The organism is Rhodovastum atsumiense (assembly GCF_937425535.1).
In the GTDB taxonomy this organism is placed as follows: domain Bacteria; phylum Pseudomonadota; class Alphaproteobacteria; order Acetobacterales; family Acetobacteraceae; genus Rhodovastum; species Rhodovastum atsumiense.
This window is the reverse complement of sequence record NZ_OW485601.1, coordinates 5,255,570-5,276,395: the sequence shown is the minus strand read 5'-3', so window position 1 is coordinate 5,276,395 and position 20,826 is coordinate 5,255,570. Positions and strand designations below refer to the sequence as shown.

The following is a 20,826-nucleotide window of genomic DNA, read 5'->3' as shown; positions in this document are numbered from 1 at the left end:
CCATGGGCGGGCTCGACCACTTCCTGGGCACGTTCTTCGATGCTGCGGTGATGGCGAAATACCTGCCTGCCATCCTGCAGGGCACGCTGGTCACGATCGAGGTGGGACTCGGCGTGATCGTCACCGGCATCCTGTCCGGTCTGGTGCTGGCCTGCCTGCGCGCGCTGCGGCTGCGGGTGCTGTCCTGGGCGATCATCGGCTTCGCCGACATCTTCCGTGCCCTGCCGCCGCTGATCCTGATGCTGCTGCTGTATTTCGGCCTGCCGGCGGTCGAGATCCGGCTGTCCGCCCTGGCGGTGCTGTTCCTGGTGCTGTCGCTGGTGCTGGCCGCCGTGGCCGAGGAAGTGTTCTGGGCAGCGCTGACCGCGATCGACAAGGGCCAGTGGGAAGCGGGGCTGGCCACTGGACTGGGCTTCGGCGGCACGCTGGCCTATGTCGCGATCCCGCAGGCGCTGCGCCTGGCCACCCCGCCGCTGGTCAACCGCATGCTGACCATCACCAAGATGACCGCGCTGGGCTCGGTGATCGGCGTGTCGGAAACCCTCAGCGCCGCCACCACGGCGCAGAGCTTCTCCGGCAGCGCCACGCCGCTGACCCTCGCCGCCATCGCCTATCTGGTGGTGTTCCTGCCCTTCGTCGCGCTGGTGCGCGCGGTGGAACGGCGGCTCGCCCCCGGCGCCGGCCGGAAGGAGGCGTGATGGACCTCGTGCTCGACCAGTTCCTCAATTGGGAGATCATGCAGCAGGCGCTGCCGCTGCTGCTGCGGGGCCTGCTGGTCACGGGCGAGATCAGCCTTGTCGTGGTGACGCTGGGTCTGCTCGGCGGGCCGTTGGTGGCGCTGGCCTCGCTCAGCCCGCGCCCCTGGCTGCGCCGGCCGATCGGGCTGTACGTGGACATCTTCCGTGCCTTGCCGCCGCTGGTGCTGCTGATCTTCGTCTATTCCGGCCTGCCCTTCGCCGGCATCAGGCTCGATCCGTTCGCCGCCGTGGTGGTGGCCTTCTTCCTCAACAACAGCGCCTATTACGGCGAGATCTACCGCGCCGGCATCCAGTCCGTGCCGAAGGGCCAGTGGGAGGCGGCGCGCGCCACCGGCCTCGGCCAGACCCAGACCCTGCTGTACGTCGTGCTGCCGCAGGCGGTGCGCAACGTGCTGCCCGACCTGCTGTCCAACACCGTCGAGGTGGTCAAGGCTACTTCGCTGGCCTCCGTGGTGTCGCTGCACGAGCTGGCCTATTCGGCCAACATGGTGCGGTCCGTCACCTACAACGCCTCCTCGCTCGTGCTCGCGGCGCTGATCTACCTGGCCATCCTGTGGCCGATGGTCCGCCTCGTCTCCCGCTTCCAGCGCCGGCTCGCCATCTGAGCCCTGCGCCCATTGCGACGAAAAGGAAACCGCTGATGACCAAACTCGTGGTTGGCGGCGCCCAGATGGGCCCGATCCAGAAGGCCGACAGCCGTGAGCTGGTGGTGGCGCGCATGATCGCCCTGCTGGAACAGGCGGCGGCGCAGGGCGTGCAGATGCTGGTCTATCCGGAACTGGCGCTGACCACCTTCTTTCCGCGCTGGTACATGACCGACCAGGCCGAGGTGGATGCCTGGTTCGAGCGCGAGATGCCGAACCCGGCCACCCTGCCGCTGTTCCGCCGCGCCGGCGAACTGGGTGTGGCCATCAGCTTCGGCTATGCCGAGCTGACGCCGGAGGGGCGCCATTTCAACAGCTCGATCCTGACCAACCGGGCCGGCGAGATCATCGGCAAGTACCGCAAGGTGCATCTGCCCGGCCATGTCGAATACCAGCCCACCCGCGGCCAGCAGCACCTGGAGAAGCGCTATTTCGAGCCGGGCGACCTGGGCTTCAATGTCTGGCGCAACGAGGGTGTGGTGATGGGCATGGCGATCTGCAACGACCGCCGCTGGCCGGAGACCTATCGCTGCCTGGGGCTGCAGGGCGTGGAACTGGTCACGATCGGCTACAACACCCCCTCGGTGAACGGCCACATGAAATCCGAGGGCCGCGAGGAACGGCTGTATCATTCGGAATTAGTCATGACATCCGGCGCCTACCAGAACGCCACCTATGTGGTGGGCGTGGCCAAGGCCGGGGTGGAAGACGGGTATCCGCTGATGGGTGGCTCGATCATCGTCGATCCGAACGGGTTCGTGCTGGCCCGCGCCGCCGGCGAGGGCGACGAGATCATCCTGGCCGAATGCGATTTCGCCAAATGCGCCTTCGGCAAGACCACCATCTTCAACTTCGCCGAGCATCGGCGTATCGAGCATTACGGCCGGATCACGGCGCAGACCGGTGCGGTGGTGGACGTCTGACAGAGGGGGACTGGCGATGAGCGGCAAGGGGTTCGAAACGGTCATCCACGGCGGCACCGTGGTGACGGCAAGCGAGGTGTTCCGTGCCGATATCGGCATCGCCGATGGCCGGATCGCCGCCGTGGCCGAAACCATCGCGGGCGGCGAAACCCGCATCGACGCCAGCGGCAAGCTGGTGATGCCGGGCGGCATCGAGGCGCATTGCCACATCGCCCAGGAAAGCTCCAGCAAGATCATGACCGCCGACGATTACCGCTCGGGCTCGATCTCGGCGGCCTTCGGCGGGCATAGCTGCTTCGTTCCCTTCGCCGCCCAGCATCGCGGCCAGTCGATCGACGACGTGATCGCCACCTATGACAGCCGCGCCGAAGGCAACGCGGTGATCGACTATTCCTACCACCTGATCATCTCCGATCCCTCGCCCGAGGTGCTGGAGGTGGGGCTGCCCCGCGCCTTCGCCCGCGGCATCACCTCGTTCAAGGTGTTCATGACCTACGATCTCATGAACATCGGCGACGGCGGCATGCTCGACATCATGACGGTGGCCAAGCAGAACGGCGCCATCACCATGGTGCATGCCGAGAACAACGACATGGTGAAATGGATGAACCGCCGGCTGGCCGCCGCCGGACTCACCCAGCCGCGCTACCATGCGATCAGCCGCCCGGCGCTGGCGGAAGAAGAAGCGATCGGCCGCGCCGTCGCCCTGGCCAAGCTGGTGGATGCGCCGCTGTTCGTGGTGCATTGCTCCACTGCCGAGGGCGCGACGCTGATCCAGCGCGAGCGGCTGCGCGGGGTGAAGCTGTTCAGCGAAACCTGCCCACAGTACCTGGCCTTGACCCGCGAGGCGCTCGACCGGCCGGGCATGGAGGGGGCGAAGTTCATGTGCTCGCCGCCGGTGCGCGACAGCGCCACGCAGGAAGCGCTGTGGCGGCACGTCGCCAGCGGCACATTCGCCTCCGTGTCCTCCGACCACGCGCCCTATCGCTTCGACGCCACCGGCAAGTTCGCCAACGGCACCGAGGCCCCCTATCCGAAGATCGCCAACGGCATGCCCGGCATCGGCATGCGCCTGCCCTGGCTGTTCAGCGAGGGCGTGAGCAAGGGCCGCATCACCCTGCCGCAATTCGTCCAGCTTTCCTCCAGCAACGCCGCGCGCATCTTCGGTCTCGACCGCAAGGGCGCGATCGCGCCCGGCTTCGACGCCGATATCGCCATCTGGAACCCGCGCGAGACCCGCAAGGCCACGCTTGCCGACCAGCACGACAACATGGACTACACGCCCTTCGAGGGCATGGAGATCACCGGCTGGCCGGAGACGGTGCTGAGCCGCGGTGCCGTCGTGGTCCACCAGGGCGCATTGCGGGCCGAGCCGGGCCGGGGCCGTTTCGTCGCGCGCCGCCGCGTGGACCTGACCGGCATGCCGGGTTACCGTGCCCCGGAACTGGACCCTGCGCGCAACTTCGGCGCGGAGATCGCCCCATGAGCCAGGGCGTGAGCCGGCCCGGGCCGATCCTGGTGATCAATCCCAACAGTTCCGAAATCGTCACGCAAGGATTGTCGGACGCGCTGGCGGGGTTCCGCTTCCCCGCCGGCCCGGCGATCGAATGCGTCACCATCACCGAAGGCCCGACCGGCGTGGTGACGCAGCGCGAGGTCGATGAATCCGCCTTGCGCGTGGGCGACCTGATCGCGGCGCGGCCCGATTGCGGCGCCTATGTCATCGCCTGCTATTCCCAGCCCGGCCTCGATCTCGGCCGCAGCCTGACGAAGCAGCCGGTGCTGGGCATCCAGGATGCCGGGGTGCTGGCGGCGCTGTCGCTCGCTGACAGTTTCGGCGTGATCGCGGTCTCGCCGCTGTCCATCCCGCGCCATCTGCGCACGCTGCGCCGGCTGGGCGTGGAGCAGCGCCTGGCCGCCGAGGTGGCGCTGGAAGGGATCTCCGTCGCCGACAGCGGCCATGGCGAGGAAAGCTTCGGCCAGTTGCTGCGGGCGGGCGAAAGGCTGCTGGCGGCCGGCGCCGGCGCGGTGGTGCTGGGCTGTGCCGGCATGTCCGGCCATCGCGCCCGGCTGGAACAGGCGCTGGGCGTGCCGGTGATCGACCCGACCCAGGCCGCGGTTGCCACCGCGCTCGGGCTGCTGCTGACAGCCGGATGATGGCGGTTGGATGATGGCCGACGAACAAGGCGAGGTCCCGTTCCGTCTGCTGGAGATGTTCGGCGCGATGATGCGCTACGGCAGCACGGTCGAGGCGGCGGAATCGCTGGGCTTGTCCCAGCCCGCCGTTTCGATCGGCATCCGGCAGTTGGAAAAGCAGATCGGGGTCACGCTGTTCGAACGCCTGCACCGGCGCCTGCACCCGACCGAGGAAGCGCTGCAACTCTACGAGGAGGTGCGGCCGATGTTCAACCTGATGCGCGACTTCTCGCTGCGCGCCCAGGCGATCCGCCAGGGCGTGTCAGGCCGGTTGCGTATCCTCAGTACGCCGCCGCTTGGTCACACCATCGCCCCGGTGGCGCTGCGGGAATTGCTGCGTCATCGCCCTGATGTCTCGGTTTCCTACGACGTGCGCCGGTTGGGCGAGGTGATCGAGGCGGTGCAGAACGGCAGCGCCGATATCGGCCTTGCCCTGGCGCTGGAACAGCATCCGGCGGTCAATGTCGAGGTGCTGTCACGCACCCACATGGTTTGCCTGGTACCGACGGGCAGTGCCCTGGCGGAAAAGGCCGAGATCAGCGCACAGGATCTGGCTGCGACCGGCTTCATCGGGCTGGAGGCGGATTCGCGGATCGGCCAGATCATCCGCACCGCCTTCGAACGCGACCTCGCCAGCTACAACCCCCGCGTGGAGGTCCGCTACTGCTCCACCGCCGCGGTGCTGGCCAATGCCGACGTGGCGCCGGCGATCGTCGATCCCTACAGTGCGCGCTTCCATGCCTCCGCATCGGTGATCGAACGCCCTTTCCTGCCGCCGTCGGAGATCACGGCGGTGATGCTCACCCGCCGCGGCGTGCCGCGGTCGCGCCTGCTGCACAGCTTCATCGCCGCCCTGCGGGCCGCCTGCTGACTGAGGTGGCCCATTGGACTGCCGGAGCTTCCCACAACTCCGGCGGGCTCATCGTTGCGTCATCGCGGCGAGACCAGATTGCCGTGCCAGCGAGGAATCCACCACCACCACGGTATTGCCGGCGATTGGCGTGGGGATGCGGCCGGGCAGCAGCAAAGCGGCGAAGCGAGGATCGGATTGCGCGGCTGTCTCGATCTCGGCGTCGATCACGCCATGCCGATCCAGGAACCGGTTCAGGACAGCCGGTATGCGGATGCACCCCTGGCTGTCGGGACGCCCGATGCGCGGCTCCAGTGCGTCGGGGTCGGTGGCATGCATCGCCATACGGATGTTGATTTTGGTCCCCGGCCAGCGCCAGTTATCCGTTTCCTGCCAGCCGAAGTCCCACACCCGCATTCCCCGCACGCCCAGGCCGCGGATGCCGTACTCGTTCCGGGTTCCTTCGGCGCGGTAGCCCACGATGTCCGGCGTATTCTGCAACACGCCGAGCGGCGTCAGGAAATGCTCCCGCCGCCCGGGCTTGCCGGTCGAGACATGGGTCGCCCCGATGACCTGCCAGCCTTCGGACGGCGACGCAGCAACAACGAGGAGTTGTTGGACCGATGGGCTGCGGTCCACGATGATCAGCAGTTGGGGGCGGCTCAGCACGACGTTCGATGCCTGCAACTGGCCACGCGCGAGGTCGAGGAGTTGATCGGTCTGAACCGTGGAGAGCGTCAGCAGACCGGGCACTTCCTGCCGCATCTGTTCGCGCAAGAGCGTCAGGCTGGCCTGAAACCCAGAGGCGACAACCGGAATGGCCTGCATCCGGGCCTGCACCGGTTCGGCGATCGCGGCCCCCGTCGTGGCCGACGCAGCGAGCATCAAGCTGCAAAGGAGTGCAGAACGGAACATCAACATCATCGTGCAGCCTTGATACGAGGTCGGTTCAGGCGGATGGAATGGACGCCAGGTGCGGAAGCTTCCGGCCAGTCGCCACAGGAAGGCGGGGGACCAGGCGTCAGCCGATCGCCTGGCCACGCTGTTGCTCGATATAGGGAAGCAGGCGGCGGGCGATGACCTCGTATCCGGCATTGGTCATGTGGATGCCGTCATTGGCGCGCAGCCGTGTCGTCTCCCCGCCCGGTCCCGGCCCGTGCGCGCTGAACCCGCCATCCGGCCCGACGAACGCATCCCACACCGGCACCCAGATACCGCCATCGGCCAGCACGTTGCGCTTGTAGATGTCGTTCAGCATCAGCATGTCTTCGGTGTATTCCGGATCCCGTACGTTCGGGTGGCCAACCCAGAGCACCGGGGCACCGGCGCCGTGCAGCGCGGTGACGACCTCGCGCACCCGCGCGCCATAGCGCTGCTCGAAGGCAGAGCAGAGCGCAGGCACCACCTTTCCGTGCGTGCGCACCGGTGGCCGGTCATTGGCGCCGAACATCACCACGGCAACGCCAGGCTGCTCGCTTGCGGCAAGCGCGCGCGCATTGTTCGGCCAGTCGGAGGGACCACGGGCGATCAGGCCGGTGCCGATCCGCGTGCGGTCGAGCACGCGCACCGCCGGCATGCCGCGAAGCACTTTCTGCAGGCCCGCAGCCAGGCCTTGCGCCTGGGAGTCGCCGATCACCAGGATCCGCAACGATGGCTCGGCGCGTGCCGGCGGCGCGCCGGCCAGGAAGGGCAGGACAAGGCCGCCCAGCATGGCGCGGCGCGACCATGTCTTGTCGGTGCGCCCGAAGGATATTTGACTGGCTGATAACATTTCCAGGTTTCTACTTCAGGTTAAAAAGCTTCTCTTTAGAATTCTACTTTTGCTATTAGCTGCTGGTCAAATGATATGGACCCGTTTTGTGATGAGCCCAAAACAGCGGCCGTCCGCGGAGCAGCGGCTTTTACGCAACGACATCCCCCTGTTGTCGCGCCGGTCCCTCACTGTCCTGCTGGCGACGGCGCTGGCGGCGCCCGCCCTTCCGGCGAGGGCCGCGCCGTTGCCACCGCTTGCCGTGTTCGGCGACAGCCAGGCCGAAGGCGTGGCCGTGGCACTGCGCCAGGCAAGGCGCCGCTATCCCGATCTGCGTGTACAGAACTGCGCCCGGGCCGGCTCGGCGATCAGCCAGGCGGCCGCCTATGACTGGCCGGCGGCGATCCGCACCTACACCGCGACCGCGCAGGGCGGCGTGGCGATCATGTTCTTTGGCGGCAATGACCGCCTGCCGATCCGCCTTGCCGGCGAACGCCCGGTGCAGTTCCGCAGCGATGCCTGGCGCGGCCTCTACATGGCCCGCGTCACCGCAATGCTGGAGACGTTGCGCGGTGCCGGGATAGGGGTGCTCTGGCTTGGCCAGCCGGTAGCGCGCGATGGCGTCTACAGCCACGACATGGCGTACCTGAACGGGATCTATCAGGACATGGTGCAGGCCGCCGGCGGAACCTTCGTGCCGCTCTGGTCGGTGGTAGCCGACGCCGCGGGTCACTACGTCTCGCATGGCCGCTCGCTGGAAGGACGCGAGGAGCGGATGCGGCTCGATGACGGCATCCATTTCACCCCCGCCGGCTATGCGCTGATTGCCGAGCGGGTGATGCAGACGCTCACCGCCGGAAACGCAGCGGGGATCTGATGCGCCGCCGTGCCCTCTCCGCGTTGCCGGCAGTGTTGCTGCTCGGTAGCTGCTTTCCACGTGACGAAGCGGCCCCGGCCAGGAACGGGGGGCGTGCCCAGGCCGGCACGGGCACGCCATACCTACCGCTCTATGCCGCGCTGGCCGCGCTCGAGGACGGACAGGGCGATGGCCAGTTGACGGCGTTGCAGATCGGCGACAGCCATACCGCCGCCGACGGCTTCAGCGGCCGCATGCGCGAGTTGTTCCAGGCGCGCTTCGGCGATGCCGGCCGGGGCATGCTGCCGCCGGGCATTCCCTTCGCCGCCTACCGGCCGGCGCAGGTCGAGGTAACCGCCCAGGGCTGGCATACGCTCAGCAGCTTCGGCCGGGCCGCCGCGCCCGGGCCGTTCGGCCTGTCCGGGTTGCGCCAACGCGCCGAGGGCACCGCCGAGATGACGCTCACCGCCCGCACGCCGGGCGGCGTCTGCAGGGTGTGGGTCGAGGCGCTCGGGCAGCCGGGCGGCGGCACCCTGGAATTGCGGGCCGACACCGGTGCGAGCGTCAGCCTTGCCACCGCCGCCGCCCCTGCGCCCGGCCCGGGCGGCGCGATTGGCCGGGCGCCGCTCTGGCTGGATCTGAAGGCCGGGCCGGCGGCGAAGGCGGTGGTGCTGCGGGCCGGCGGCGACGGCCCGGTCGATGTCCTGTCCTGGGGCGCGGCCAATGGACGTCGCGGCGTAAGCTATGCCAATCTCGGCACCATCGGTGCCACCATCGACCTGGTCGGCCGCTGGGACGCGGACCTGATCGCCGCCGAACTGGCGCGGCTGCAGCCGGCATTGCTGCTGGTCGCCTTCGGCTCCAACGAGGGCTTCGACGACAACATCGACCCGCACGCCTACGAACGCCGCTATGCCAACCGGTTGCAGACGTTGCGGCGGGCCTGGCCTGCGGCGGCGGCTGCGGTACTCGGTCCGCCCGACGGGGCGCGGCGCGCGCGGGCGGGGCATGCCGGCGAGGCCTGCCCCGGGCAATCCGCCTGGGTACGACCGCCGCGCCTCGATGCGGTGCGGGCAGCGCAGCGCCGCGTCGCCACCGCCACGGGCTCCGGCTTCTGGGACTGGTCGGCGGCGATGGGCGGTGCCTGCAGCATTCTTGCCTGGGCGGAATCGGTGCCGCCGCGGGCCGCCCCCGACCGGCTGCACCTGCTGCGGCCGGGCTATCGCGCCACCGCCGAGGCGCTGTTCGAGGATATCATGCGTGGCTACGACCGCTATCGCGGGCTGCCCGGGAAGGCCGGCTGATGCTGTTCCCGACGCTGGATTTCGCGCTGTTCTTCCTTGGCGTCGCGGCGCTGATGGTGCCGCTCGCCGACCGCTTCGAGGCGCGCAAGCTCGTCCTGCTGGTGGCGAGCTACCTGTTCTACGCCAACTGGAACTGGCGGTTCTGCTTCCTGCTGGCGTTCAGCTCGCTGGTCAGCTACGTCGCCGGCCTGCTGCTGGACCGCAGCGCTGGCGATGAACGGCGGCGCGGACGCATCGTCGCGGCGGCCGTCACCATCCACCTCGCGTTGCTCGGCACCTTCAAGTATTTCGACTTCTTCGTCAGCTCGGCCAACGATCTGGCCCGCGCGCTCGGCCTGCCGGAGATGCTGCCCTTCGTCGAGATCATCCTGCCGGTCGGGATTTCATTCTACACCTTCCACGGCATCTCCTACGTGGTCGACGTCCGGCGCGGCGACGTGGCGGTGTGCCGGTGCCTGACCGACATGCTGCTCTATCTCTCGTTCTTTCCGCAGCTCGTCGCCGGGCCGATCGTGCGCGCCTCCGCGTTCCTGCCGCAGCTCTACCGCCCGCAGGCCGGGGCGGTCGACATCCCGGCGGCGCTGCTGCTGATCCTTGGCGGGCTCTTCAAGAAGGTTGTGATCGCCAACACGCTCGCCACGGATCTGGTCGATCCGGTGTTCTTCGATCCCGCCGCCTTCGGGGCCGCCGACCTGCTGCTCGCGGCCTACGGCTACGCGGTGCAGATCTATTGTGACTTCAGCGCCTATACCGACATCGCCATCGGCTGCGCGGCGCTGCTCGGCTTCCACTTTCCGCGCAACTTCGACCAGCCCTATCGCGCCGCCAGCCTGCAGGAATTCTGGCGCCGCTGGCACATCTCGCTGTCGTCATGGCTGCGGGACTACCTCTACAAGCCGCTCGGCGGCAGCCGCGGCGGGCCGTGGCGGACGGCGCGCAACCTTGCGATCACCATGCTGCTCGGCGGTATCTGGCACGGCGCCGCCTGGCCGTTCGTCGCCTGGGGGGCGCTGCACGGCCTCGGCCTGATCGTCGGGCGCGCGCTCGCCCCGCTCACCGGCGGGTGGGCCGGCACGCGGGCCGGACGCATCCTTGGCACCTTCGTCGTCTTCCACGTGGTCTGCCTGAGCTGGATCCTGTTCCGCGCCGGGTCCTTCGAGACGGTGATGATCTATCTCGCCGGCTTCGCGCGGCTCGATGGCGGGATCGCGCAGACGACGCCGCTGGCGCTCGGCCTGATCGTGCTCGGGCTGGCGCTGCACTTCCTGCCGCCCGACCTGCCGGCGCGGCTGAACCGGCTCGTCCCCGCGCGGCAGGGCTGGGCGATGGCCGCCGCGTTCGGCGTCTGCGCCCTCGCCATCGACGCGCTCGGGCCCGATGGCGTGCCTCCCTTCATCTATTTCCAGTTCTGAAAGAATCCATGAGCGACATTGTCAACTGGCGGACCCTGGACAGGACGCTCGACCGCGCCATGCCGGCCGCGGCGCCGCGGCAGGTGCTCACGGCCCTGCTGCTCGCCACGGCCCTGGCGGCACCGTTCGGCTCGCGCGCCCTGCTCGACTGGACCGAGCGCCAGCCGGACAGCCCGGCGATGATGATCCTGCATGACGGCGCGCTTGCCTGGGACGCGGCGATGACCCGGCTCGGGCTCGCCGACGCCTACGGGGCGGTGCGGCAGGGAATGCGCAACCTGCAGGCGGCCCGCTTTGCCTCCCCTGGGCAGCCCTGAGCGTTTCCAGCCGGCATCAGCGCTCGAGCGCCAGCGCGACGATTTTCCGGTACCCCCCCGCTGTCGGGTGCAGCCTGTCCGGCTCAAGCGACACGGTCGCCGTGTCCACCGTCGCATCGTTGTTCGCCGCCGCCACCGACCGGATGGCCGCGCGCGCTGCCTCCGGGCGGGACGGCAGGACCCACACGACGCGGCGCGCCCTGAGATTCTGCCGTATTTCGCTCAGCGCTTCCCGCGTGCCACGATCGTCATTGGCGCCGAGGGACACCACCACCGTATCCGAATCCTGCGGAGATTGCAGGTACTGCCTGAGGAATCTCCGCGAGCCGATGCCGATCCGGACCATGCTGCGGCAGGTGGGGGCGGCGGCGGCGATGCCGACCGCGAGGCTGTCTCCAAGGATGAGGCACGCGCCCGTAGCGGCGGACGCCGGCGCAACCGGCATCGCGGGCAACAGGGCAGGCGTGCCACCCATCGCCGCGGCAACTACTCCCACCAGGGTTCGAAGCAAAGCAGCGGGTCGCCAACGAACCCGGTTCATCCGGCACTCCCTGGACAACGCGCGGCCATGCGGTCCGACAGGTCTCTCCGGTGCCAGACAGTACCGCATCGGCCTTCCCACATACAACGTTGCCGTCCTCCGGCATCCTGCGTGGTCCGGCAAAAATGCTCGCATCGAGGAGGTCGCGGCTGGTAGAGGTACGGCCGCCATTGCCATGGCCGTCCGTATGATGGCGGCCGCGCCTGTTCGCATCAGGACCTGGACTCCGCGGGATAGGGCGACATGACCTGGTATTTTCGGCGCACCCGCCTGACGCGGGTGATGGTCCTTGCTGTTGCGACCCTTGCCATGGCGAGGGCCGCGGCCGCCCAGCCGCGGCTCGAGGAGCTGGCGGGCCTGTGGACCACCGGGCCGGCGACCGCCTGCCCGGCCAAATCCTATGTCTGGAGCGCCACCGGCAACGACATGACGTTCCGCGATCAGGCCGGCCGTGTCGATGCCGAGCGCGTGACCGGCCGCCGGGCGGACGGATTCACGACCGAAACCCTTGCCTCGACCACGACGCCGGTCGGGACGCAATGGGACTATCGCGTCGTCGGTCCGGATTCCGTGCAGGTCCGCAATCTGTCGAACGGACGGGGCTTCACCCTCAGCCGCTGCCCGGCGGGCACGGGCCTGCAGAGATGGAGCGGAACCTGGAAGCGGGAGAATGCCGAGATCACCATCAGGGTCGTCGGCAACCAGCTCCAGGCCGAGGGGAATGCCTCGTGGATCGGCCGCGTGCCGGGCGCGGTCCATGTCGGGCAATTCTCCGAACGAGCCGTCCCGCGCGGCTCCCGCGTGACGTTCGGACGCGCCGACGAATGCCTGGTGGAAGCACGGCTGGAACAGGCGCGGCTGGTGGTGCAGGACAACGCCGGCTGTGGCGGCCTGAATGTCTCGTTCAATGGGGTCTACACCCGGGCCGGCGCCACGTCGGAACGTCCCCGTGCCGCGCCCCAGGCGCCGCATGACGGGACGGGGCGATGGCAATTCATGGCCCCCGACGGCGGCGGCGGACCCAAATTTGGCTGGATCGTGTCGGATGCCGACGGATCAAGCGAGATCGCCGGGCCGTTCTTCGTGTGCGGCGAGCCGCCCGGCTCCGACGATATCTTCTTCGGCTTTACCGTGGCGCCGGATATCCCGCTCGGAAGGCGCGTCACCCTCAGGATCAGCACCGCCGCCAGGGCGGTCACCCTGACCACCAACGTCAGCGAGAGTCCCAATGGCCACGCGTTCTCGGTGGTCCTGCGGCCGGACGCCCCCCTGTTCAGCCTTTTCCGCGACACGGGCATGCTGACCGTGGAGGTGATAGCCCTGGAGCCGCCGCAACGCTTCAGCCTGCAGACAGCATCCGAACCGTTCCGTCGCTTCGCCAGGGCCTGCAATCTGGGATTCTGATGCGCCGGACCCAATGGACCAGTCTCGCGCCTCTCCCCCAAAGGGCGAGGCAGTCCCGACAATGGCGGCACTGACTATGTTACCAGCTACTACCAACTGCCATGTGATGACAATGTCGGCCCAGGGTGTGATCGCGTCACCTGAATTCGGGACCTGATTCGGATCCGATCCGGGTGTTCCCCCGAAGACAACGCCTCCCTCATCGCCATGCCCGGCTTTCTCGCCCATGCCGACCGGGTCGCGATCGAGCAGGCCGGACGCGAACACCATGTGTTCAGGATCGCAGGCGCAACCGTCACCGAAACCAGCCGACAGGGCAGGCAGGAACCGGCCGCGGGGTCTTCTGCCTCCCCTTCATCCCCGGCCCCGCCGGGGCGCGGCCGTCCCCATCACTCGATGATGGCCGGACGATTTTTACGAAAAAGCAACTAAATTATATAAAACTAAGAAAAATTCAGAGTAGCTAATCAATAAATTTATCGTTTTGTACACTTCTCTGTGTTTTATTCCCGCCATCTCCGCCGGCACGGAAGTTATCTTTCCGTAGAAGTTATCTTTCTGTACCGGTGCGGGCAATCAGCGGAGACACCGTTCGCGGGCCCTGGTCCGCTTCAACAGGATCCCGAGACCCATGGCTGCGTCGCGACTGCTCACCGCCACTGAAACCACCGGCTTCTCTTTCGTTCCCACCGGCAGCGCTCCCGGTATCGAGCAGTTCCCCGCTCTGCGGGCGCTGCTGGACGAGCGCGTGCCGGCGGTTGCCTCCCTGTTCGCCGAACCGCAGCCGGATCGTCGTCCTGGCCAGGCGGGGACACGGGTTTCCTGGTATGCGCCGGCCAGCCAGGCGCCGGTGCCACTGGTCAACCTGCCCTTCGCCGAGCGGACCGCCGCCGAGGAATCGCTGCGCGCCCAGGTGGCGGCGCTCGGGCCGCTGCTGACCGACCCGGCGACGGCACCGCTGCTGCGCGCTGCCCTCACCGTGCCCGCCGCCACCGACCTGCTCTGGACGGGAGAGGCGGTCGCGCTGGTGAACTGGGGCATGATGCCCGCCGGCACCGACGGGACGCCGGCGGCCCTGGCGGCGCACTGGGCCAAGGTGTTCCAGGACATCCTGCCGCTGGAGCTGAACCCCTGGAAAGTCCCGGCGACGGCCCCCGCCGCGCCGCCGTCCCTCTCCCCCTCTCCCCCGGGCAGCGCGGCGCCGCCACCGGTGGCGCCGGGTGGGCACCGGGGGCTCTCGCTTGCCGCCACCATCGCCGCCGCCGTCGCCATCGTGCTGCTGGTGGCCGGCATCGCCCTCGCCGCCGGCTACTACGCCGGCTGGACGATACTGGCTCGCCGGCTGGAGGCCACCGCCCCCCGCCCGCCCGAGCCCGGGCTCGACGCCGGCCTGCGGCGGATGCAGGAAGCTGTCAACGACGGCCTCCGCCGGCGCGTCGACCAACTGGAGACGGCACTGCGCGGGGATGTCTGCACGCTCGACGCCGGCGGCGCCGGGCGGGCGCCGCTTTCGCCGATGCCACCGGTGCTGGCCGCGCCCCCCGAGCAGCAGCCGGTGCAGCGCCCGGCCGCCCCCGGCCAACCGGCCCAGGCCACCAACCTCGCCGACCTGCTGGAACAGTCCACCGTGCTGGTGCTGGCCGAGATCCGCGCCCCGAACGGCGACACCGGGCTCGCCACCGGCAGCGGCTTCGCGGTGGCGCCGGACCGGGTGGTGACGAACCTGCATGTGGTCGACAACGCCCTGCCGGGCCGCCTGCTGGTGGCCAGCCGCAAACTGGGGCGGGCGGTGCCGGCCGAGGTGGTGGCGCGCACCCGCAACCACGAGATCGGCCAACCCGATTTTGCCGTGCTGCGCCTGCAAACCGGCACCTTGCCGCCGCTGGCGCTCTCGACCGGAGTGGACCGCCTGCTGCCGGTCGTGGCGGTGGGCTTCCCCGGCTTCGTGACCGGCGCCGGCGACGATTTCCGCCGCTTCCTGGACGGCGACAACGCCTCCATCCCCGCCGCTCATTTCACCTCGGGCGAGGTCAGCGCGGTGCAGGCGTTCGAGGGCCAGCAGGTGATCGTCCACACCGCCAACCTCAACCGCGGCAATTCCGGCGGCCCGCTCACCGACCGCTGCGGGCGGGTGGTGGGGGTGAACACCTTCATCCGCACCGACCAGGAAACCGCCTACCGGGTGGACTACGCCCTCACCGCCACGGTGCTGGCGACCTTCCTCGGCCAGAACGGTGTCGACATCCGTCGCGAGGACGGTCCGTGCCACCCCGAAACGCCGCCTCCGCCGACCCCGGCCACGCCGTCTCCGGTCGCCCCCGCCCCGGCGACACCCGCCCCGACCCCACCCGCCACGCCCCCCGCGCGCTGAAGGCACACCCGGATGAGCGCGCTGCGCCTGCTGAAGGAAACGCCGAGTTCCGAGCGCCGCCCCCGGCGCATCCTCGACGGCGTGGTTCCGGATTACCGCGACCAACTGGTCACCCATCTCGAAGCCGTTGGCCTGCACGCCCAGGCCCGGCTGTTCTCGCAGCCGAACATCCTCGCCGACCGGGTGCAGTGGTACACGGATCTTCCCGGCACGATCCACGTCGCCGCCGCCCTGCCACCGCATCGCCGCGCTGAAATCGCCGCCTCGCTGCTGGCGCTGATGCAGGCGCTGGACGCCGAGACCGCCCGCCTGCGGGCCAACCGGGCGACTTCCGACCAGGCACTCGGCGCCCTGCTCGAGGTAGCGCTGCAGGACGTGGTGCTGGCTGACGTCCATTTCGTCACGGCGATGAGCAAGGCGGCGCTGGAAGGCACCGAGCCGCTCACCGGCGAGATCACCGCCGCCGCCTGGGGGCTGACCCGCACCGAGGGCCAGCCGCCCCTGCCCGACCTGCTGGGCGACCTGCAACGCCTCGCCACCCCCCGCCCGGTGGCGACGCCGCCACCCCCCGTCCCGGCCATGCCCTCGCCGCCGGCAACGCCGATCTCACGGCCCCGCTGGCCATGGTGGTGGCTGCCGCTGGCGCTGCTGCTCCTGCTGCTGGCAGCGGGGCTGGTGTGGTTCATCCCCCGCCTCGCCGGCGCGATTGCCGGGCTGCCGCCGCCGACTGCCTGCGCCGAGCCCCCGCCCGCCGAAGCCGCCGACCTGCAGGACGAGGAACTGCGCCTGCGCGCCCGCATCGCCGAACTGGAGCAACGCCTCGCCGGCCACGCCCTGCAATGCCGCGTCGAGGAGGCCCAGCGTCCGCCCCCCACCCCCCCCGCGCCCCCACCGGCACCGCAGCCGCGCGCCGAGTTGCCGAAGGATCGCTGGGAGCAACGCGATCTCAGCATGCTGGAAGGCTGCTGGCGCAACATCACCAGCATGCGCACCATCGACATGAAGACCCGGGTGGTGAACGAGGTCCGCGACTGGAAGCTGTGCTTCGATCGCTCGGGCCACGGGCAACAAACAGTAAGCTGGGGCGACGGCGATGTCTGCCAGGGCTCGTTGCGCGCCTCCTTCGCCGAGGGCGGCAAGCTGACCCTGACCGACGCGGAGCACTGCACCGGCCCCGGCAAAGGACTGGTGCTCGGCCAGACCGAGTGCCGCCGCGACAGCGATTTCGAAGCCACCTGCCTGCGTCGCGACCTGGAGGGAGGACGCGGCAAGCAAACCGGTCGCTTCCGGCGCTGACCCGGCCGCAGAGACGATCCCGAGGTGCGAGCATGCCCACATTGATCAGCATCCTTCTCCAGATCCGGCGGCCCGCCCGGCGCGGCCCCGGGTGCGCGGTGCCATGACCCGCCCGGACGTCGACCGCTCCGCCGCGCCAGTCGCCACCGCCCCCTGGCTGCGCCGACGTTTCCTGGTGGCGTTGGCGATCACCGCAGTGGTTGTCGGGGTACCGCTCGCGGTATTCGCCGCCTGGGCCGGCGCGCGGCTGGCAATCGCCCTGGCCGGGGCGAACGATCCCCGCGCCGCCTTCTGCCCGATGCCGCCAGGTGCCCTGTTGCAGGCCGAGGCAGCCGAGCTGCGTCGCCGTATCGCCGAGCTGGAAGGCGACCTCGCCCGCCGGCACGGCCGCTGCCCGATCTGCGCCCCCGCCCCCGCCGACGCGGCGGAGGTGGCAATCGTGCTCGACACCTCGACCTCCATGCGCTGGCCCGGCAGCATGGACGCGGCGGCCGAGCAGGCCCGCATCGACGAGATCGAGCGCGCCACCGGCTCCGACCGCAGCAGGCTGGAGGAACGGCTGGAGGCCGACTGGGCCGCCGTGCCGGCCGCAGAGCAGCGCATGGAGGTGGCGCGGCGGGCGGTGCTGGCGGTGGCCGGCACGCTGCCCCAGGCAAGCCGGGTGAGCCTGCTCACCTTCGCCCCCCCTCCCAACGGCAAGGGCGTCGCGCCCCGCTGCCAGATCGCGCCGGTACGCCGTTTCGCCCCTGGCGAACGCGACCACCTGGCGGAGGCGGTGACCGCGGCGCAGCCCAACGCCACCACCACACCGCTCGCCACCGCCATCACCGAGGCCGCCGCCGCCGTGCGCCCCCGCGCCGCCGGCACGGCGGCGACGGTGGTGGTGATCACCGACGGCCAGGAAAGCTGCAACGCCGATCCCTGCGCCGCCGCCCGGGCCGCCCGCGCCGCCGATCCGGCGCTCAGCCTGACCGTCATCGACATCGCCGCCAACCCGACCCTTGCCTGTCTCGCCGAGGCCACCGGCGGGCGGGTGCTGGCGCCAACGGCCGGCGCCGACGTGGGGCGCCTGCTGACCGAGGCGCTGCGCCCGCCGCCGCGCGCCTGCATTCCTCTCCCGGCCGCCGGCCGCCGTGCGGAGACGCCCTGATGATCATACCCGCCAACAAGCTGCCCCCCCTGAACGCCGGCACCGACGTGCCGCTGGTGCCGGGGTCCGGCATCCAGTTCCTCGACGTGCCGCTCGGGCTGGAGGCGCTGCGCCTGACCCGCGACTGGTACGAGCTGCCGCGCCAGGATGGCCTCGCGGCGTTGCGGCCGCTGCGCGAGATGCCGGACGATCCCGGCAACTGGGCCTGCGAGCAGGATGGCCGGCTGGTACCGGTGGCCCGTGACGACGAGCGCGCCTACACGCTCGACCTGCGCGGCGCGCTGCTGCCGTTCCTGCGCAAATGGGTGCCGGTGCCGTTCCTGCAGGTGGAGGTGGACGGGCCGCCCGGCCGCCGCCGTCTCTCGCCGGGGCCGTCCAACTGGGCGCGGCTCCACGTCGTCCAGCTCGCCACGCCGGATGAAGGCGGGTTCAGCCACCGCGCCGTGCTCGCCTTCGACACCACCTTGGCGAAACGGGACGACGCGGCCGGCTACCTGGCCCCGCGCGAAGGCGAGCCGGGGCGGTTCGCGCTGGCCACCCGCACCGAGGAAGTGGCCTGGCTGCTGAACACCCCCTGGATGCAGGGCTGGCTGGCCGAGACCTACCGCGAACGCGACAGCGCCGGCCAGGAACTGCCACGCGACGCCGCGATCGGCTGCCGCCACTTCGCCGCCTACCTCACCCTGCTTGACCTGCTGGAGCGGAGCGAGGCGATCCCCTCCGTGCGGCTGATCGACCTGGCCGCCGCCGAGCGCGAGAACAGCTTCATCAACGTCGATCTGGTGCTCGATCTCGGCAACAGCCGCTCCTGCGGCTTCCTGGTGGAGGAAACGCCCGGGCGCGGTCGCTCGATCGCCGATGCCTGCCGGCTCAGCCTGCGCGACCTGTCGATGCCGGAGGTGGTCTCCGACCTGCCCTTCGAGAGCCGGGTGGAATTCGCCCAGCCCGCCTTCGGCAAGGAGGAATGGTCGCTGCAATCGCGCCGCAGCGCCGCCTTCGAGTGGCCGAGCCCGGTGCGGGTGGGGCCGGAGGCGGTGCGGCTCTCGGCGCTGAACCGGGGCAACGAGGGCGAGACCGGGCTCTCCAGCCCGAAGCGCTATCTCTGGGACGAGCAGGCGCGCCTGACCCCCTGGCGCTTCAACCCCGCCACCGCCGGCGACGAGGGGATTCGCGGCAGCTACCTGCGCCATCTCACCGAGGACGGCACGGTGAAAAGCCTGCGGACGGGGACACGCGGCATCGCCCTCAGGCCGCTGTTCAGCCACGCCAGCCTGTTCACCCTGTTCCTGCTGGAGGTGCTGCTGCAGGCACGGGCGCAGGTGAACAGCTACGCCGCCCGCTACGGCCGGCACGTGATGGCGGCGCCGCGCCGCCTCGGCAGCCTGGTGCTGACCCTGCCGCCGGCGATGCCGCTGGAGGAGGTGCGCAAGGTGCGCGAGCGCGCCCGCGCCGCCACCCACCTGCTGCGCGACGTCACAGGCGACGGCCTGCCCGAGCCGCAGGTCAGCAGCGGCGAGGCGCCGGCCCGGCGCCGGGCAATCCCGGTGGAAGCGCGACTCGACGAGGCCACCGCCACCCAGATCGTCTATCTCTACGACCAGATCACCCGCGCCTGCCGGGGCAATGCGCAGGAATACGTCGAGCTGGCCGGGCGGCCACGGCCGGGGCCGGACGGCACGGCACGGCCTGCGCTCAGGATCGCCTCGATCGATGTCGGCGGCGGCACCACCGATCTGGCAATCCACACCTACACCCTGAACGCCCGCGTGGTGATGCCGCACGAGGAATTCCGCGAGGGCTTCCGGCTGGCCGGCGACGACGTGCTGGAAGCAGTGGTGATGCGCCACGTGATGCCGCCGGTGATGGACGCACTGGCCGAGGCCGGGCTCGGCGAGGAAAGGGCGCGGCAATTCCTGGTGTCGCTGTTCCGGGTGCCGGCCGGCACCGCGCCGGCACGGCAGGCGCGACGGCTGGCACTCAGTCACCTGTTCGCCCCCGCCGCCCTCGGCCTGCTGACCGAGTACGAGAGCTGGGATCCGATGGTGGCCAGCAGCGTCGAGACCCGCCTCCTCGGTGCCCTGCTGGCGGCCCGCGCGGGCGGGCTGCAGGCCGCGCCGGTGCCGACGCGCAACCGCAAGGCCCGGCCGGCGCAGTTGCAGGCCGCCGCGTGGTTCAACGAGCAGGCCGCCGAAGCAGGGGCGCATGGCTTCGACGTCGTCGCCGCGACAATGGCGCTCGATTTCCCGGCGATCCACGAGACGGTCATGCAGACGCTCGGCGAGGTGCTCGAGCCGCTCTGCGAGATGGTCTATCATTTCGATTGCGACGTGCTGCTGCTCTCCGGCCGCGGCGCGCGCTGGCCGGGGGTGCTGGAGCGCGTGCGCGCCTCGCTGGCGATCGAGCCGCAGCGTATCCAGCCGATGCACCGCTACCGGATCGGCGCCTGGTATCCCTTCGCCGACGGCACCGGCCGTATCTTCGACCCGAAGACCACCGTCGCGGTGGGGGCGATGCTCCACCGGCTGCTGCGCGGCGGGCAGCTCACCAACCTCGCTCTGGTCGACCGCTTCGCCATGCGCTCCACCGCGCGGCACGTCGGCATCATGGAAAGCGACCGACGCATCCTCGATGACCATATCCTGTTCCGCGACATCGACACCAGCGCCGCCGGCGAGGGCGAGGTGGCCGAGGCCACCGCCACTTTCTCCAGCCGCTGTTTCCTCGGCTTCAAGCAGTTCGCCGCCGAGCGCTGGCCGGCGAGCGCGCTCTACCGGCTCGACCTCGCGCCCTCCCCGCCGCCCGACCTCGTGCTGCCGCTCAGCTTCACCCTCCGCCGCGAGCTGACCCGCAAGGAGGACGGCGACGCCATGGAACTGGAAATCGACCAGCCGAGCGTGGTGGACGCCACCGAGAAACCCCGCCCGCGCGCGCTGACGCGCACCCTGCAGACACTGCCTGCCGACGAAGGCAGCCAGTGGCTCGATTCCGGCCAGTTGGCGACGCTCGACGTGATCCTCGCCACCTTGCCGCGGCACCGCTGAGAAGGAAACGCGC

At 70.1% G+C, this 20,826-nt stretch carries 18 protein-coding genes; 15 read left to right on the top strand and 3 right to left on the bottom strand.

The window, feature by feature from the left end; all coding sequences use genetic code 11:
- The first annotated feature begins 2 nt into the window (after positions 1-2).
- The 6 genes from NBY65_RS23765 to NBY65_RS23740 are packed head-to-tail and all read left to right on the top strand — an operon-like array spanning position 3 to position 5,392.
- Positions 3-698: an amino acid ABC transporter permease gene (locus NBY65_RS23765; RefSeq protein ID WP_150040773.1), complete on the top strand. Its 696-nt coding sequence runs from the start codon at positions 3-5 to the stop codon at positions 696-698.
- Entirely contained in the window at positions 698-1,363 is a 666-nt protein-coding gene (locus NBY65_RS23760; RefSeq protein WP_150040774.1) for an amino acid ABC transporter permease, read from the top strand. The genes NBY65_RS23765 and NBY65_RS23760 overlap by 1 nt, the downstream gene beginning before the upstream one ends.
- 35 nt (positions 1,364-1,398) lie before the next feature.
- Positions 1,399-2,325 carry an N-carbamoyl-D-amino-acid hydrolase gene (locus NBY65_RS23755; RefSeq protein ID WP_150040775.1) on the top strand — a complete coding sequence of 309 codons (927 nt, stop codon included), beginning with the start codon at positions 1,399-1,401 and terminating at the stop codon, positions 2,323-2,325.
- 16 nt (positions 2,326-2,341) lie between these two features.
- Positions 2,342-3,811, top strand: a complete 1,470-nt coding sequence (gene hydA, locus NBY65_RS23750) for a dihydropyrimidinase (RefSeq protein WP_150040776.1) — start codon at positions 2,342-2,344, stop codon at positions 3,809-3,811.
- A complete protein-coding gene (locus NBY65_RS23745) occupies positions 3,808-4,482 on the top strand; it encodes an aspartate/glutamate racemase family protein (protein WP_150040777.1) in 675 nt (224 codons plus the stop codon). The genes hydA and NBY65_RS23745 overlap by 4 nt, the downstream gene beginning before the upstream one ends.
- 10 nt (positions 4,483-4,492) lie before the next feature.
- Entirely contained in the window at positions 4,493-5,392 is a 900-nt protein-coding gene (locus tag NBY65_RS23740; protein ID WP_150040778.1) for a LysR family transcriptional regulator, read from the top strand.
- Positions 5,393-5,440: 48 nt separating this feature from the next.
- On the opposite strand, the gene NBY65_RS23735 is transcribed toward NBY65_RS23740, so the two are convergent.
- Together NBY65_RS23735 and NBY65_RS23730 are read right to left on the bottom strand one after the other, a co-directional pair.
- Entirely contained in the window at positions 5,441-6,295 is an 855-nt protein-coding gene (locus tag NBY65_RS23735; RefSeq protein WP_239002779.1) for a L,D-transpeptidase, read from the bottom strand.
- A 97-nt stretch (positions 6,296-6,392) separates the two neighbouring features.
- Complete coding sequence (locus NBY65_RS23730) at positions 6,393-7,142, bottom strand: SGNH/GDSL hydrolase family protein (RefSeq protein WP_150040779.1); 750 nt, start codon at positions 7,140-7,142, stop codon at positions 6,393-6,395.
- 91 nt (positions 7,143-7,233) lie between these two features.
- On the opposite strand from NBY65_RS23730, the gene NBY65_RS23725 reads away from it, so the two are divergent.
- From NBY65_RS23725 to NBY65_RS23710, 4 genes are read left to right on the top strand one after another with little or no spacing between them, the layout of a single operon-like run.
- Positions 7,234-7,998: an SGNH/GDSL hydrolase family protein gene (locus tag NBY65_RS23725; protein WP_162530535.1), complete on the top strand. Its 765-nt coding sequence runs from the start codon at positions 7,234-7,236 to the stop codon at positions 7,996-7,998.
- A complete protein-coding gene (locus tag NBY65_RS23720; protein WP_150040781.1) occupies positions 7,998-9,281 on the top strand; it encodes a GDSL-type esterase/lipase family protein in 1,284 nt (427 codons plus the stop codon). The genes NBY65_RS23725 and NBY65_RS23720 overlap by 1 nt, the downstream gene beginning before the upstream one ends.
- Complete coding sequence (locus NBY65_RS23715; RefSeq protein WP_150040782.1) at positions 9,281-10,693, top strand: MBOAT family O-acyltransferase; 1,413 nt, start codon at positions 9,281-9,283, stop codon at positions 10,691-10,693. Before NBY65_RS23720 ends, NBY65_RS23715 begins: the two co-directional genes overlap by 1 nt.
- Positions 10,694-10,701: 8 nt before the next feature.
- Positions 10,702-11,010 (top strand): hypothetical protein, encoded by a 309-nt coding sequence (locus NBY65_RS23710; protein WP_150040783.1) that lies wholly within the window; start codon positions 10,702-10,704, stop codon positions 11,008-11,010.
- A 16-nt stretch (positions 11,011-11,026) separates the two neighbouring features.
- Here NBY65_RS23710 and NBY65_RS23705 read toward each other — a convergent pair whose 3' ends face one another.
- Entirely contained in the window at positions 11,027-11,551 is a 525-nt protein-coding gene (locus NBY65_RS23705; RefSeq protein WP_150040784.1) for an SGNH/GDSL hydrolase family protein, read from the bottom strand.
- Between the two features lie 243 nt (positions 11,552-11,794).
- On the opposite strand from NBY65_RS23705, the gene NBY65_RS23700 reads away from it, so the two are divergent.
- The 5 genes from NBY65_RS23700 (at position 11,795) to NBY65_RS23680 (ending at position 20,813) form a co-directional block, all read left to right on the top strand.
- Complete coding sequence (locus NBY65_RS23700) at positions 11,795-12,955, top strand: hypothetical protein (protein WP_150040785.1); 1,161 nt, start codon at positions 11,795-11,797, stop codon at positions 12,953-12,955.
- Positions 12,956-13,586: 631 nt separating this feature from the next.
- Complete coding sequence (locus NBY65_RS23695) at positions 13,587-15,326, top strand: S1 family peptidase (RefSeq protein ID WP_150040786.1); 1,740 nt, start codon at positions 13,587-13,589, stop codon at positions 15,324-15,326.
- A gap of 12 nt (positions 15,327-15,338) precedes the next feature.
- The gene (locus tag NBY65_RS23690) at positions 15,339-16,622 is read left to right on the top strand and encodes a hypothetical protein (protein WP_162530536.1); all 1,284 of its coding nucleotides are present in this window, start codon (positions 15,339-15,341) and stop codon (positions 16,620-16,622) included.
- A 103-nt stretch (positions 16,623-16,725) separates the two neighbouring features.
- Complete coding sequence (locus NBY65_RS23685) at positions 16,726-17,772, top strand: VWA domain-containing protein (protein ID WP_150040788.1); 1,047 nt, start codon at positions 16,726-16,728, stop codon at positions 17,770-17,772.
- Positions 17,772-20,813: a virulence factor SrfB gene (locus NBY65_RS23680; protein ID WP_150040789.1), complete on the top strand. Its 3,042-nt coding sequence runs from the start codon at positions 17,772-17,774 to the stop codon at positions 20,811-20,813. The genes NBY65_RS23685 and NBY65_RS23680 overlap by 1 nt, the downstream gene beginning before the upstream one ends.
- Positions 20,814-20,826 lie beyond the last annotated feature (13 nt).